The sequence below is a fragment of the Buchnera aphidicola (Pentalonia nigronervosa) genome (genome assembly GCA_014622685.1).
GTDB classification, from domain to species: domain Bacteria; phylum Pseudomonadota; class Gammaproteobacteria; order Enterobacterales; family Enterobacteriaceae; genus Buchnera; species Buchnera aphidicola_BD.
Map to the genome: position 1 here is coordinate 114,989 of CP061275.1, position 16,900 is coordinate 131,888.

The 16,900-nt window shown below is 25.6% G+C and carries 11 protein-coding genes; 10 read left to right on the forward strand and 1 reads right to left on the reverse strand.

Features of this window, described 5'->3' with window-relative positions; all coding sequences use genetic code 11:
- The first annotated feature begins 28 nt into the window (after nucleotides 1-28).
- The 8 genes from rpsB (at nucleotide 29) to dnaE (ending at nucleotide 11,409) form a co-directional block, all read left to right on the forward strand.
- Entirely contained in the window at nucleotides 29-754 is a 726-nt protein-coding gene (gene rpsB / locus ICW73_00455; protein QNS01939.1) for a 30S ribosomal protein S2, read from the forward strand.
- Nucleotides 755-857: 103 nt separating this feature from the next.
- Nucleotides 858-1,658 (forward strand): elongation factor Ts, encoded by an 801-nt coding sequence (gene tsf, locus ICW73_00460; protein ID QNS01940.1) that lies wholly within the window; start codon nucleotides 858-860, stop codon nucleotides 1,656-1,658.
- A 96-nt stretch (nucleotides 1,659-1,754) separates the two neighbouring features.
- Nucleotides 1,755-2,483, forward strand: coding sequence for a UMP kinase (gene pyrH, locus ICW73_00465; protein QNS01941.1), 729 nt, complete (start codon nucleotides 1,755-1,757; stop codon nucleotides 2,481-2,483).
- Between the two features lie 84 nt (nucleotides 2,484-2,567).
- Nucleotides 2,568-3,125 carry a ribosome recycling factor gene (gene frr / locus ICW73_00470; protein ID QNS01942.1) on the forward strand — a complete coding sequence of 186 codons (558 nt, stop codon included), beginning with the start codon at nucleotides 2,568-2,570 and terminating at the stop codon, nucleotides 3,123-3,125.
- Between the two features lie 1,138 nt (nucleotides 3,126-4,263).
- Nucleotides 4,264-4,992, forward strand: coding sequence for a di-trans,poly-cis-decaprenylcistransferase (gene uppS / locus ICW73_00475; GenBank protein QNS01943.1), 729 nt, complete (start codon nucleotides 4,264-4,266; stop codon nucleotides 4,990-4,992).
- Between the two features lie 209 nt (nucleotides 4,993-5,201).
- Complete coding sequence (gene bamA, locus ICW73_00480; GenBank protein ID QNS02087.1) at nucleotides 5,202-7,604, forward strand: outer membrane protein assembly factor BamA; 2,403 nt, start codon at nucleotides 5,202-5,204, stop codon at nucleotides 7,602-7,604.
- Nucleotides 7,605-7,623: 19 nt separating this feature from the next.
- Nucleotides 7,624-8,082 carry a 3-hydroxyacyl-ACP dehydratase FabZ gene (gene fabZ / locus ICW73_00485; protein ID QNS01944.1) on the forward strand — a complete coding sequence of 153 codons (459 nt, stop codon included), beginning with the start codon at nucleotides 7,624-7,626 and terminating at the stop codon, nucleotides 8,080-8,082.
- 84 nt (nucleotides 8,083-8,166) lie between these two features.
- Entirely contained in the window at nucleotides 8,167-11,409 is a 3,243-nt protein-coding gene (gene dnaE, locus ICW73_00490) for a DNA polymerase III subunit alpha (protein ID QNS01945.1), read from the forward strand.
- Between the two features lie 80 nt (nucleotides 11,410-11,489).
- Here dnaE and ICW73_00495 read toward each other — a convergent pair whose 3' ends face one another.
- Nucleotides 11,490-13,223, reverse strand: coding sequence for a proline--tRNA ligase (locus ICW73_00495; GenBank protein ID QNS01946.1), 1,734 nt, complete (start codon nucleotides 13,221-13,223; stop codon nucleotides 11,490-11,492).
- A gap of 340 nt (nucleotides 13,224-13,563) precedes the next feature.
- Here ICW73_00495 and flhB point away from each other — a divergent pair, with 340 nt between their 5' ends.
- Both flhB and flhA read left to right on the forward strand, forming a co-directional pair.
- Nucleotides 13,564-14,715, forward strand: a complete 1,152-nt coding sequence (gene flhB, locus ICW73_00500) for a flagellar biosynthesis protein FlhB (GenBank protein ID QNS01947.1) — start codon at nucleotides 13,564-13,566, stop codon at nucleotides 14,713-14,715.
- On the forward strand, nucleotides 14,708-16,792 hold the full coding sequence (gene flhA / locus ICW73_00505; protein QNS02088.1) for a flagellar biosynthesis protein FlhA: 2,085 nt from the start codon (nucleotides 14,708-14,710) through the stop codon (nucleotides 16,790-16,792). Before flhB ends, flhA begins: the two co-directional genes overlap by 8 nt.
- Nucleotides 16,793-16,900 lie beyond the last annotated feature (108 nt).

A 16,900-nucleotide genomic window follows, 5' to 3' on the forward strand; every position in this document is an offset into this window, starting at 1 on the left:
TTAAATATATTTTTAATTCGAGGTGATTATGGAAATAGTTTCAATGCGTGATATGTTAAATGCAGGTGTACATTTTGGTCATCAAACACGTTATTGGAATCCAAAAATGAAACCATTTATTTTTGGTTCTCGTAATAAAATTCATATTATTAACTTAGAAAAAACTCTTCCAATGTTTCATTTTGCTCTTTCAGAACTGAAAAAAATTGCTTTTAAAAAAGGGAAGATACTGTTTGTAGGAACGAAAAGAGCCGCAAGCGCAGCTATAAAAAACGTAGCAATACAATGTGATCAATTTTATGTAAATCATCGTTGGTTAGGTGGTATGTTAACAAATTGGAAAACTGTACGACAATCTATTAAGCGTTTAAAAGATTTAGAGCTTCAATCAAAAGATGGAACATTTGAAAAATTAACTAAAAAGGAAGTATTAATTAAACAAAAAGAGTTATTAAAATTTGAAAATAGTTTAGGCGGCATAAAAAATATGGGTGGATTACCAGATTGCTTGTTTGTAATTGATGCGTTTCACGAACATATTGCAATAAAAGAAGCAAATAATTTAGGAATTCCCGTATTTTCTATTGTGGACACGAACGCTAATCCTGATGGTGTAGATTATGTTATACCTGGTAATGATGACGCTATTAGATCAGTAATATTATACTTAAAAGCTGTATGTTTGAGCATTACTAAAATCAAAAGTGGAATTGATCAAATACGCGATCTAAATTTTTTAAAAACAAGTACGTAATTGTAGAAAATGTATAAATAAAATAGATTATATTCATATATATTTTGTAATTTAATATTGAATATATTTTTTTATAAGTGATGTTTTTAATAGGATATAAATTATGAAAAATGTTAGTGTTTCTCTTATCAAGGAGTTAAGATTGCGCACGGGAGTTAGTTTCGTGGAATGTAAACGAGCATTATTAGAAGAAAATGGAGATATTGAGTTATCAATTGACAATTTGCGAAAAGCGGGAATGGTAACAGCAGCAAAAAAAAACACTCATGTCACAAATCAAGGTGTGATATTTGCTTTCGTTAAAAATGATGCCGGTGTAATGCTAGAATTGAATTGTGAAACAGATTTTGTTACTAAAAATAAACATTTCATTAATTTAGGAAAAAAAATCATATCTACGGCATTAGATAAGAATATAAAAGATATTAATCAAATAAAAAGTATATTCGAATTAGAAAGAACTGAGTTGGTATTTCGACTAAATGAAAATATTAATATCAATCGTTTCAATTATCTTCATGGTAAAAATATTGTTGCATATGTTCATAGTTTTCGTATTGGAGTATTAGTGCATGCTGATAATCTAGATCAAAAAATGTTAAAAAATATTGCCATGCATATCGCAGCTAGTAAACCACAATATTTATATCCTGAAAATGTATCAAAAAGTGTTTTTAATCGTGAATATAATATTCAAATAGAATTATCAAAAACACTTAATAAACCATCTAATATAATTAAAAAAATAGTATCAGGTAGAATGAAAAAATTTGTTAATAGCATTTCTCTGACGGGTCAAAATTTTATTATTAATCCTGCTAAAACTGTCGGGGAGATATTACACGAAAATAATGCATCTGTCATATCATTTATTAGGTTTGAAATTGGCGAAAAAATTATATAAAATTTTATGTATGAAAGTATACAAATTGCTTATTATAAACAAAAATTCTATATGATATTTTAATCTTCATATGCAAAGTATACTTAGGCTAAAAACATGTTGACTAATGAGACATTTATATATCGACGGATTTTATTAAAAATAAGCGGAGAAGTATTACAAGGAACAAATAAATTTGGTATTGATACTTTTTCTTTAAAAAGAATAGCAACTGAAATTTTTTCGATAGTAAAAATGGGGATTGAAGTAAGTTTGGTGATTGGAGGAGGTAATTTATTTCGGGGTGAACAATTATCTAGATTAGGTATCGGTCGGGTTGTTTCTGATCATATCGGTATTTTATCTACAATTATTAATGGATTAGCAATGAAAGATATAATTCAAACGTTTTCTGATTATCAGACATGCTTAATGTCATCTATACCTTTAAATGGTATCTGTGAAGTATATAATTATGAACGAGCAATGAATTTATTGTCTAAAAAGTATATTTTAATATTTTCTGCTGGAATTGGTAATCCTTTTTTTACAACGGATTCAGCTGCTTGTTTACGTGCTATTGAGACTGAATCGAACGTTGTTTTAAAAGGAACGAAGGTTGATGGAGTATATTCAATAGACCCAAACAAATTTTCTCGCGCTATATTATACAAGATATTAAAATATGAGGATGTTATAAAAAAAGAATTGCAAGTGATGGACTTAACTGCTTTTACGCTTGCGCGAGATTATAATTTACCAATATGCGTTTTTAATATTAACAAACCTGGATCTTTATATCGTATTGTTGCAGGAAAAAAAGAAGGTACACTTATTACTTCTTAAGTATTAAGATAGAATACATTATTTATTAGTATTTTTTATTAAGGTTGTCACTTAATTAAATAGATTTTTTATAAGGCTAACATTGTGATAAATGAAATTTATTCTCAAAATTGTAAAAAAATGGATACTTGCGTACAACTATTTCAAACAAATGTCAGTAACATACGAACCGGACGAGCATCGCCAGCGTTGTTAAATAATATTTTTATAGAATATTTTGGTGTTAAGACACATTTACAAAAAATTGCGAATATTACAGTTGAAAACTCGCATACACTTAAAATACATGTGTTTGATAACTCAATTACTGTATTGATTAGAAAAGCAATTTTAAATTCTAACCTCGGTCTAAATCCTATTGAACATGGTCAAAATATACTTGTTCCTATACCTGAATTAACAGAAGATAGAAGGAAAAATTTAATTAAAATGATTAGATTAGATGCTGAAAAAAGCCGAGTTTGTATTCGTAATATCCGTAGAAATACAAACTCCAAAATAAAAGAATTTTCAAAAAAAGAAATTATCAGTAAAGATCATGAATACATCGATCAAATAAAAATCCAAAAAATCACCGATGAATATATTAAAAAAATAGATAATATTTTGCTAAAGAAAGAACAAGAGATAATGAAATTTTAATATTTTTTGTGCTATATGGTATTTTTGTATAAATATTTCTGCAACACAAACAATTATTTTTTTTAGTTTTTATAAGTTTTATTATTTTTTTAACGTTCACATATTTTTTAGAAAATAATATTTTATTAAAAGTTATTTTTATTATGTAATTAACAAATGATGTTGATATACTAATTAAAAAAACGTAAATTTTTTAGTGCTATAAATTACACACTATCATTGAACATGTTAAAAAATAATTCAAACGTAAAAAATGAAGTTGACGTTTTTTGAATGAACAGTTGTTTTTTTTGATATGCTAGTCAAGTTGTGTTAGTTTTTATTAAAATATATTGTAGATAATTTATATTATAATTATTTTTTACATATACACAAAACCAATCTTGTTATTTCAATAAGGATGATTTATTTCTAATGGCGTTTTTTTAGATGTCAATCATGTTTTTTATGTATTTAAAATATTTTATATACAGTGAATATAATTCCATTTTTTGATTGTTTTAATCAACTATGTATTTATTTTATTTAGATCATAAACAATAGAATTTTTATAAATTTAAAATACATGATGAATGACAATTAAAAATTATTTAGAAACGGTATCTGTTTTATAGTTTTTGGTTTAAATAAACTTTGATCTATGTGTAATCAGTTGTTTATTATACAAAAGATATGACAGATAATGATACGTTAGCATAATTAATGATTTTTTTTTATTACAGCGAAAATTATGTATGTAAAATCTTATTTTAGACATATACCCTTGGAATTTTAATTATTGAAATTTTAAACATATTATTTTTTTTAAAATTAACGAAAACATTTCTGATTAAAAAATTAGTTATTAATTTTTTTTTGGTGAATCTATTATAGTAATTTCAAATTTTACCAATTCAGTTATACTGATTGTATCATAAAGAATTTTATGTTAAATAGAGCAATACAATTGATATTATAGTTTTTTCTTAAAGATATCATTTTATTCAAATTTATTAAATACTAATAAGATTTCAGTTTTTTAATAAAGCAGGATATTGTTGTTTTCGAGTTTGTTGTATAATTTTATATAATTATTTTTTTATAATGTTTGTTATTATAGTATCGGTGTTATTTTTTTATAAAAAAGTTAATATCTATTATGTTAAGTAAAATGTTCCTGAATCATAAAACAAAGTATCCAATGCATGTAGCAATTATTATGGATGGCAATAGAAGATGGGCGAAAAAGAAGGGTAAAATGCATATTTATGGATATAAAAAAGGTATTCAAGCTGCTCAAAAAGCAATAAAGTTTTCTGTTTTAAATCGTTTGAAAATGCTAACTTTATATGCATTTAGCCAAGAGAACAGAAATCGTCCTATTTTAGAAATTAAAACATTGTTAAATTTATTTTTTATGGCTTTAGATAGTGAAAAAAATAACTTTCTGAAATATAATATCAAATTGAAAGTAATTGGTGATAAAACATATTTTGATAATAATCTTCAAAGTTGTATTTTTGAAATTGAAAAAATAACTCGTAATAATAATGGTTTAAATTTAAACATTGCTGCAAATTATAGTGGAAGATGGGACTTAATTCAAGGCATGAAACGTGTTGCTAATGGTGTCAAAAAAGGATTTTTTTCAATTGAGGATATTACAGAAAATATGTTTTCTCAATTTTTATCTATTGATGATTTTATTCCTGTTGATTTAGTAATTCGTACTGGAGGAGAGAAAAGGTTAAGTAATTTTTTATTATGGCATATAGCTTATTCAGAATTATATTTTACTACTGTTTTGTGGCCAGATTTTAATCAAAGTATTTTTAAAAGAGCTATAAATTCATTTATATCTCGTAATCGTCGTTTCGGAAGATTGTAAATTTTATAAAAAACTATTGTATTAAAGTGATTCATTTTTTAATTTGATACATCATCATTCATTTTAATTAAATATTTTTTGTTTATTTTAAATAATATTTTTATAAATTGTATTTTTTGGTATTGTGTAATCAAAAAATTGCTGCAAAAATTATTTAGGGAGTAATACCGATTGTGCAAACACTTTTAATAAAACAGTTTATTAAAAAAATGTTTTTTATCTTGATGGTGTTTTTCAGTACAAATGTATATGCGAAAAATACTTGGATCGTAAGAGATATTAAATTAGAAGGATTAAAACATGTTGCAGCGAAAGAAGTGTTTAGAAATCTTGTTTTTAATATTGGGAGTAAAATATCTAAAAATGATATTAAAAATAGTATTCTTGCTTTATTTAAAACGAAAAAATTCGAAAATATTCGCGTAATCTCTTCAAGTAATATACTTATTTTTAAATTACAAGAGCGACCTTTGATTCAGAATATTTTTATTACTGGAAATAGTATGATTCAAGATACTGTTTTAAAAAAATATTTAACACAATTAGAAATAGATCATGGATTTTTTTTAAATCCATTTCACATTAAGATTTTTAAAAAAAATATAAGACAATTTTACCATGATCATGGAAAATATGCATGCAATATTAAAATATTATCAATACCTCATACTGATCACACGATTGATTTAAAAATAATTATTTCTGAAGGCAGCTTAACATATTTAAATAAAATAAAAATATTTGGAAATGATCATTTTTCTGGCGATAAAATAATTTCGTTATTTGAGTTAAATCATCATAATATATGGTGGAATATCTTTGAAAAAAATTTTTATTCTTATAAAAAATTACAACAAGGTTTAAAGAAATTAAAAGATTTTTATTTGAATCAAGGATATTTTTATTTCAAAATTAAACAACACAATATTCATTTTTCAAAAAATAAAAACAAAGTAGATATCATAATTGATATTTTTGAAGGTCATCAGTATAAAATATCACGTTTTTTAATTCATGGATCTGTATTTAATCATTATAATGATATCTTAAATATTGTTAATCTTCATAATGACGAATTATACAATCAAGAAAAAATTTATTCTATTGTAAATGATATTAAGAAATTATTGTTTCAGTACGGATATATAAAATCCCAAGTCATACTGAGTCCTCAAATAAATCATAGAGATAAAACTATAATATTAAATTTCAACATTGATTTGCAGAAACGCTATTTTGTACGAAAAATTTATTTTTCTGGTAATAAGATAACAAAAAATTTTGTATTACAAAGAAAAATGCAACAAAGTGAAGGTGAATATTTTAATATAAAAAAAGTAGAAAATGGAAAGAAAAAGTTAGAAAAAACAGGATATTTTAAACATGTTAACGTTATGTATAATATTTTTTCCGATAAACTACGACAAATAGATGTTATTTATCAGGTTGAAGAACAGTCAACTGGTTCAGTCAATTTTGGATTAGGATATGGTTTTGATAGCGGATTAAGTTTCAATTCTATTATTTCTCAAGATAATTTATTTGGTTCTGGAAATAATTTAAACACAAATGTTACTGTAAATAAATATCAAAAATATGCTGATTTATCAATTGGTTATCCATATTTTTTTAGTAAAAAAACAGAATTTAACACTAGAATTTTTTATAGTAATAAAAAGTATCATTTAGACGATGAAGAAAATATTTTTAAAAAAACTTATGGAATAGAAAGTAATTTAGGATTTCGAATTAACGATACTGATATTGTAAACATAGGAACAGGTTATGCTCATAATGCAATTAAAAAATTTTACGATCAAAAAAATCATACTTTTTTAAAATCAAATACGTCCAATTCAGATTCGTTAATTAATGATGCAAACAAAAATAATTTATTAAATGATTATACAATTAGCTATTCATGGATGCATGATAGTTTGAAATATTTATATTTTCCAATTTTCGGAAATCGCACATACATTAGCGCAAAACATACGATTCCTGGTTCTGATAATCATTTTTATAAAATTATTTTTGATAAAGTAAAATATACTCCATTAAATAAAAAGAAAAATTTTATATTTTTGTATCATGTGCATATGGGTATTGGACATGGTTTTAAAAAACATAGATTACCATTTTATGAAAATTTTTCTATTAATAATTTTAATAATATTCGTGGTTTTCAATCTGAGACTATTGGTCCTAAAACTATTTTCGATGATATTATTTCAAAAAATTGTATACAAAAAGAAGACAATCAGCTTTGTGAATCAAATCGTTCTATTGGAGGAAATGCTGTTATCATATCTAATTTTGAACTTATTACACCAATTCCTTTAATAAATAAAAAATATTCTCAATTTCTACGATCATCATTTTTTATAGATGTTGGTAATATTTGGAACACAAATATAAACAATATACAAGATGTAGATTCTTCTACATTTTCTATGTTACATAATTTAAAGAACACTTATTCATCTTTTGGTGTATCATTGCAATGGTTTTCTCCTATTGGTCCTTTAGTTTTTTCTTATGCGCATCCTATTCAAAAAAATCATGATCGTCAATTAGAACCATTTCAATTTAACATTGGTAAAAATTGGTAGTACAAAAATAAGGTATATTTTGAATTTTTTAAAAGAAACGTTAAATATTAAAGATATTTTATCGATATTACCTCATCGATATCCCTTTTTAATGGTCGATCGTGTAATAGATTTTAAAGCGTTTAAATATTTACGGGCGATAAAAAATTGCACTTCAAGCGAAACGTGTTTTCAGGGACATTTTATTAATAATCCTGTGTTTCCAGGTGTATTAATTGTCGAATCTATGGCGCAAGCAACGGCTATTTTAATATATAAAAGCATAAACACATTAAATATAAATAAATTGTGTTATTTCGTAGGTATGGATAATGTTCGTTTTAAGAAAAGTGTCATTCCTGGAGATAAAATTTTCATAGAAGTATTTATTCTAAAAAAACATAAAAAAATAATACAATTTAAAATTCTTGCTAGTGTTGATGCTAGCATTGTTTGTAGGTCTACTATGATGTTTTTAATTAAGAATTCATGTATTTGAATTGTATTTTTTGATTTATTAAAATAATGTTTTATAAATAATATGATCGTATTAAATAACTAGTATATAAAATTGTTAAACATAATGAATAATTCAAAGTTTGTTCATCTGCATGTAAGTAGTGATTATTCTATTGTTCATGGTTTATCAAAACCTGAAGAATTAGTTAAGAAAGCGGCAGATTTAGGTATGATGGCGCTTGCTATTACAGATTTAAATAATTTATATGGTGTAATTAAATTTTATAATGCATCTCATAAATTCGGAATAAAGCCGATTATTGGGGTAACGGTACATTTTTTTTCTGAATTAATAAACAACGAATTAACAAAGTTAACTATACTTGCATCTACTGAAGAAGGGTACAAAAATTTAATTTTATTAATTTCTTTAGCCCATACTAATCGATCTATGCATAATACTAATGTAGTTATAGAAAAAAAATGGTTGTTAAAAATTAATCAGGGTTTAATTCTGCTTGCCGGAGGTTGCCAAGGCGAGATCGGAAAAGTTTTGTTACGTAAAGATATATCATTATTATCTTTTTGTTTATCATTTTATAAGAAGTATTTTTCGAATGCGTTTTACTTGGAGATATTACGTACCGGAAGAGAATACGAAGAAGATTATTTGCATTTAGCTATAGATTTATCATTTTCTGCAAATATTCCAATTGTTGCGACTAACGATGTATGTTTTCTCAACAAAGAAGATTTTAAAATTCACAAAATTAGAATTGCAATTCATGAAGGAAAAACACTGAAGGAATCAAAAATTCAAAATCATTACAGCAATCAACAGTTTTTAAAAAGTGAACAAGAAATGTGTAGTCTATTTTTAGATCTTCCTGAAGCATTAACTAATAGCGTAGAAATTGCGAAACGTTGTAATGTATTTATAAAACCAAAAAAATATTTTTTACCAAAATTTTTTACAGGAAAAAAATGTGTTGAAGATTATCTAATAATACAAGCATATAAAGGTTTAAATAAACGTTTAAATCGTTATTTTCATAAACAAGATAATATTACATATAAAAAATTGTACAAGAAATATCAATCTCGTTTAGATGAAGAATTAAATATTATTAATACTATGGGGTTTCCAAGTTATTTTTTAATTGTTATGGAGTTTATAAAATGGGCGAAAGACCAAAATATACCAGTAGGACCAGGACGCGGTTCAGGAGCAGGATCACTTGTTGCATATGTATTAAATATCACAGAAGTAGATCCAATATTTTTTAATCTTTTATTTGAAAGGTTTTTAAATCCTGAGCGTGTTTCGTTGCCAGATTTTGATGTTGACTTCTGTATGGAGCAGCGTGATAAAGTAATTGAGCATGTTTCAAATGTTTATGGTAGAGATGCAGTAGCACAAATTATTACTTTTGGTACAATGACCGCAAAAGCTGTTATTAAAGATGTTGGTCGCGTTTTAGGATATCCGTATGGTTTTCTTAATAAATTATCCAAACTAATTCCTTTAGATTCAGGAATTACTTTAGATCTTGCTTTTTCTGAAAATACTGAATTACTGAATTTATATAACAGTAACGACGATGTTAAGAATTTAGTCAATATAGCTAAGAAATTGGAGGGCGTTAATAGGAATATTGGAAAACATGCAGGCGGTGTAGTGATTTCACCAACTAAGATTACCGACTTTTGTCCATTGTATTGTGATGAAAATGGACGTAATCCAGTTACACAATTTGACAAAAACGATGTTGAACATGTTGGATTAGTAAAATTTGATTTTTTAGGTTTACGTACATTAACGTTAATTAATTATGCTATTGATATGATTAATAACAAGTTACAATCTAATAAAGAAAAATTGTTGGATATTTCTTCAATTTCAATTAACGACAGTGCGTGTTTTAAATTATTACAAACGTCAGAAACAATTGCTATTTTTCAATTGGAATCTTTTGGAATGAAAGATTTGATCAGTAGATTGCAACCAGATTGTTTTGAAGACATAATTGCATTAGTAGCGCTTTTTAGGCCCGGACCTCTTCAATCTGGAATGGTTGACAATTTTATTAATCGTAAACATAGGCGTGAAAAGATTGCGTATCCTGATCTTAAATGGCAACATATGTTATTAAAACCCATATTAGAATCTACTTATGGTATTATTTTGTATCAAGAACAAGTTATGCAAATTGCTCAAACCTTAGCAGGTTTTACTTTGGGTAAAGCAGATATTTTAAGAAGAGCGATGAGTAAAAAAAATTTAAAAGAAATGACCGAACAACGATCGATATTTTTATCTGGTTCTGTAAAAAATGGTATTTCAAAAAAATTAGCTGAAAAGATTTTTGATTTATTGGAAAAATTTGCAGGATATGGATTTAATAGATCGCATTCGGTAGCTTATGCATTAGTTTCTTATCAAACTCTATGGCTAAAATTATATTATCCAGAAGAATTCATGGCTGCAGCTATGACATCAGATATAGATAATACAGAAAAAATTATTGTTTTAATACATGAATCGCGACGCATGGGGATTAGAATCATTCCTCCTAACATAAATTTTAGTAAATATGAATTTTATGTTAATAGTAAAAATCATATAGTTTATGGTATTGGCGCTATAAAGGGAATAGGGGAAACGTCAATAAAACATTTTATTGAAGAACGAGATAGAAATGGTAATTTTCAAGATTTATTTGATTTTTGCATGCGTACTAATCCTAATAAAATTACACGCAGAGTATTAGAAAAATTAATTATGTCTGGTAGTTTTGATTGTTTTAGTAAAAATCGGAATTATTTATTACAATCAATTGAATATGCTATGAAATCATCGAAAGAGTATATTAAAATTAAAATGTTTCAAAAAGATAGTTTATTTGGAACATTCCGTGATGAATTGAATCAAGTTAAAAAAAATAATGTTTTTAATATATCTTACTCTAATCAAAATAGATTAGAGCAAGAATGTCAAGTATTAGGATTTTATTTAACTGGACATCCTATTGATAAATATGTAAAAGAGATAAAAAAATTTAAAAATGGTATAACTTTGTCAGAAGTTGCACGTCTTAAAAAAGATAAATTAGTTTTGACAGCTGGTGTTGTCATTTTTGTAAAAATTAAAATTACTAAAAATAAAGATCGTATGGCCATATTAGTATTAGATGATAAGACATATCGTTTAGAAATTGTAGTTTTTTCAAAGTTGTTTAATTTTTATAAAGATTTTTTACAAGTTAATAAAGTTTTGATTGTAAAAGGTATTTTAAGTACTAATTTTATTAGTAAAAATATTCAGATTATCGCGCACGAAATTGTAAACTTAAGTATTACAAAATAAAAAATATATGATTAAATTAGTGTTTTTGTATAAACAACAAATATGTTTTTAGAAATGTTTATTAAAAAATAACTAGTTTTTTAAAGATATGGTGTTTTTTTATTTAAATTTTTTACTATTATATTAGTAATTTTTTTTATAGAGACTATAGTGCTATCTTTGTATCGTCTTGTACGATATTCAATATTATTATTTTCAATATAACGTGTGCTAATTATAATTTGATGAGGAATGCCAATTAAATCTGCATCATGAAACATGATACCTGGTTGTTTTCCGCGATCATCTAAAATGACGTCTATTCCGTTTTTTTTTAATGTATCATACAAATTATTAGCTGTTTTGTTAACTTTATCGGATTTATTAATATTTATAGGTAAGATAATTACTTCAAATGGCGCAATTGCGTCAGGCCAAATAATGCCCTTTTCATCATGATTTTGTTCAATAACAGCAGCAATAATTCTAGTGATTCCAATACCATAGCAACCCATGTATAAGTGTTTTTCATTTCCATTTTTTTCGCGAAAAGAGACATTCATAGTTTTTGAGTATTGTTTTCCGATTTGGAATATATGTCCAATTTCAATACTTTTTTTAATATTTAAATAACTTGAATTATCTGGGCTAATGTCGTGCGTTGTAACTTTTCTAATATCTTTTATAATAGGTATTGGTAGATTTATATTCCAATTTACATTAGTGAAAAAATATTTGTTACGATTCGCTCCAATTGTAAAATTAGTCATTTTATATGTTGATATATCAGCAATTATAGGAATATTTAATCCTATTGGACCTAAATATTTTTTTTGTACTCCAAAGAGTGCAATTGTTTCTTGTTCATCAATAAATTCTAATGGACCTTTAATAGATTCAATATTTTCAATTTTATACATATTTAATTCATGATCTTCTTTAATTAAAAATGCTATTATTGAAGTAATATTATTAAATTTTGCACGAATTAAAAACATTTTGATTTTGTTTTGTACATGTATATTGTCGAGGTCACAAATCATTAAAGGTTGCTTATAATTTTTATTACATTGTATATTTTTTTTAATATCGTAAGTTTTCAGAAAATTTAATGTTTCTATAGATTGCGCCATATTTATATTTGAAGAGTATGCAGTGTTGTTGGAAAATGCTATTTCATCTTCTCCGTTTTTTGAAAAAGCTTGAAACTCATGCGAAACATTTCCCCCCATAGATCCTGAATTAGCCTGTACTGGTAAAAATTTTAATTGTATTTTTTTAAAAATATTTGTATAACTTTTGTAGAATAAATTGTATGTTTTTTTTAAGCAATTAAAATTCATATGGAAAGAATAGGCATCTTTCATTTCAAATTCACGCGCGCGAATGATTCCAAAACGTGGTCTAATTTCATCTCTAAATTTAGTTTTTATTTGGTATAGAATTAGTGGTAAATTTTTGTAAGAACAAATTTCATGATTTATAAAATTAGTAATAATTTCCTCGTTTGTCGGTGACAATATAAAATTTTTTTTACGACGATCAGAAAATTTTAATAGTTCATCTCCGTAAATTTTTAAACGTCCACTATTTTGCCATAAATATTCAGGTTGTACTATTGGTAGTGTGATTTCTAATGCATTTATTTTCTCCATTTCTTTTTTTATAATATTTATTATTTTTGTTAGTACTCTTACTCCTATTGGAAGCCAAATATATAATCCGGAAGATGTTTTTTTAATCATTCCAGTTCTAAGCATTAATTGATGACTAATAATTGTTGCTTCATGTGGAATTTCTTTTAAAGTTGAAAACAAAAATTGAGTTGCGCGCATTAATTTGCACCTTAATAAATAAAATATAGATATTTCTTGATGTATGCAAGTCTGTGTTGTTATATTTTATTAGTAAAAAATATAATTACTTTGTATAAAAACAGCACTTTATTTAAAAAAGTATATAAATAAATATAATTAAGATATAAATATATATTTAATATATACAAATATATATTAAATTTGTTTGTGAAAATCTATTGTAAAAAAAATAAAATTTAATTTTTTATTAAAATACATAAAATATATAGTTCTATTTTTTAAAGGATTATTTTATTTTTTTAATAGACAGATTTAATATATTATCTTTTTAATAAAACTATGGTTAAAAATATTCAATATGAACTTTAATGAAAATGAAGAAAAAACAGAAAATCCCACTGAGAATCATATTAAAAAGTTTAAAAAAAAAGGACAAACAAGGTATTCTAAAGAACTAAATTCTTTTTTTGTATTATCAATAAGTTTTTTAAGTTTGTGGTGGTTTAAAAATTCTATTCTTTCTAATTTTAAAAAGATTATGTCAGAGAGTCTTGTGTTTAATAGGACGGATATTATATACAAAAAAAATTTTTTTTTAGACATTGCTGTTTTTTTTAAAGAAATATGTTGGTCTCTTGTTCCATTTTTTATCTTGCTAGTATTAATTATTATTGTTCCATCAATTTTGTTTAGCGGTATATCTTTTAGTTTTAGATCTTTACGTTTCGATTTAGAAAAATTAAATATTTTCTACGGTTTAAAAAAAATATTGTCTTTTCAAGTTATAATAGAATTGTTTAAAATATTATTTAAATTGTTAATAATTAGTATTATATCTTTATTTTATATATGGATGTCTTTGCCGAAATTGTTGGCATTAGTTAGAGAATATCCTGTCTCTGCGTTTTTGCATGGTAGTAACATGATTTTTGTTTTTTGTATTTTAATTACATTTGGGTTAATCCCAATTGTTATTTTTGATGTTTTATATCAACAATTAATTTATCATAAAAAAATTAAAATGACACGTTATGAAATAAAACGTGAACTGCAAGAACAAGAAGGTAATTTTACAATTAAATCTCGTATTCGTCAATTAATGCAAGCTGTTAGACGTAGAAAGATGGTGTTAGATGTTCCTAAGTCTGATGTAATCATAACAAATCCTATATTTTATGCAGTAGCGTTACAATACGATCCAAAAAAAATGAATGCGCCAAAGGTATTGGCAAAAGGCGTAGGAGAAATGGCAATTAAGATACAAAAAATAGCTATAAAAAATAATATCTCTATAATTTCTATACCATCTTTAGCGCGTGCATTATATCGTTATTCTGAAGTTGGTCAATATATTCCAGGATCACTTTATCAAGCAGTTGCCGAAGTATTAGCATGGGTGTGGAAAGTTCGAATATGGAAAAAAGAAGGTGGAGTTTTTCCTGAAAAACCTAGAAATATATCAGTTCCGTCAAATCTTTATGCTACAGGAGAATATGAAACTAATGATTAATTTTTTTTCTTATTTTCGTATTTTAAAAACACTAAAAATAACACAATGGAAAATATTTGTTGGTCCAATTTTAATTTTAATGATTTTATCAATGATGATTCTACCATTATCACCTGTTATGTTAGATATTTTTTTTACTTTTAATATTGCTTTATCAATAATTGTTTTACTTGTTTCAATGTTTACACGTCACACTTTGGATTTTACTGCTTTTCCAACAATTTTGTTGTTTTCTACATTATTACGTTTAGCATTAAATGTTGCGTCTACGCGTGTTATTTTTTTAAACGGTCATATTGGAACTAACGCGGCTGGTCGTGTTATTGAGTCATTTGGTCATTTTTTAGTTGGAGGTAATTTTGCTATTGGAATAGTTGTGTTCATTATTTTAGTAATTATTAATTTTATAGTTATTACTAAAGGAGCTAGTCGAATAGCAGAAGTTGGTGCGCGATTTATATTAGATGCCATGCCTGGAAAGCAAATGGCGATAGATGCTGATTTAAATGCAGGTTTAATTGGTGAAGAAGTTGCAAAAAAACGTCGCATAAAGATCACAGAAGAAGCTGATTTTTATGGATCTATGGATGGTGCAAGCAAATTTGTTAGAGGTGATGCGATTGCTGGTATTTTAATTATGATTCTTAATTTATTTGGTGGATTAATTGTTGGATTAATACAGCACAATATGTTTTTGAATAGAGCCGCAGAAGTATATACTTTATTGACTATTGGTGATGGTTTAGTTGCGCAAATTCCAGCGTTGGTAATTTCTACTGCAGCTGGCGTGATTGTGACACGTGTGAGCACTAATCAAAATGTTGGCGAACAAATGATTAGCCAATTATTTTATAACCCGCAAGTAATTTTATTAAGCGCTATTGTATTAGGAATTCTTGGTTTAGTTCCAGGTATGCCAAATATAGTATTTTTAACATTTACAGTGTTATTATTATTTTTTTCTTGGCAGTTGTACAGAAAAAGATATCATTTGAAAAGCAAATTAACGCATTCTAATGCGAAGCACAGTGCAATAAAAAATTTGATATCTGAAGTTTCCTGGAATGATGTTGAGCTAGAAGATTTAATTAGGATAGAATTAGGATATAATTTAGTATCAATGGTAGATTTAAAAAATGATGGTAATTTATTAAAAAAAATTTGCATGGTTCGAAAAAAATTTACTAAAGAAATAGGTTTTTTGCCACCTTTAGTACATATTAAAAATAATATAAATTTATCTGGTAATGATTATTGTATTTTTATTAAAGGTATTCAAGTTGGAAAAGGTGAATGCTTTAATGGTCAATTTATGGCAATTTGTTCAGGACGGGAAACAGAACCTTTGCCATTTAAAAAAATAAATGAACCGACTTTTGGTTTATTTGGTTATTGGATTAGTGCAGAGTATAGAGATGAAGCGCAAAGTAAAGGTTATTCTATTATAGAAGCTAGCACAGTGATTTCAACACATTTAAATTCTTTAATTTTACGGTATGTCGATGAGCTGTTTGGTCGTCAAGAAACACAGCAATTATTGGATCGCGTGAATGCGGAAATACCAAAAATAACAGAAGATTTAATTCCTAATGTAATAAATTTAACAGTATTAAATAAAGTATTAAAAAATTTATTGTTGGAGCAAATTCCAATACGTGATATGAGAACAATTTTAGAAACAATATCAGAACATGGATTAACAACAAAAGATCCGTATGAACTAACAAGTATTGTTCGAATCTCATTGAGTAAAATTATTATGCAAAAATTGTTTTCTAAAAGTACAGTTATTGAAGTTATAGGATTAAAATCAACTTTAGAAGAACTGTTATTAAATAATTTTAAGGAAGGAAACAGTACGATTGAACCTGGGTTATCTGAAATGTTAATTAAAAAAACAAAAGCGGCGATAATTGCGCAAAAATTAATAGATTCTCCTGTTGTGTTATTAGTAAATCACTCGTTACGATTTTTTTTATCTAAGTTCTTACGGCAAGTATTTCCAGAATTAATTGTTTTATCACCATTGGAAATTACTGGTATGAAAACAATAAAGATGACGAATGTAATTGGATAAAAAATAAATTATATAGATTAATATAATTATTTTTAGATAGTTTGGTGTGGTTTTAGGTAGTGCATGTTGTGTACTACGTTATTTCCTCACCTTTCTGCAATTTAATTA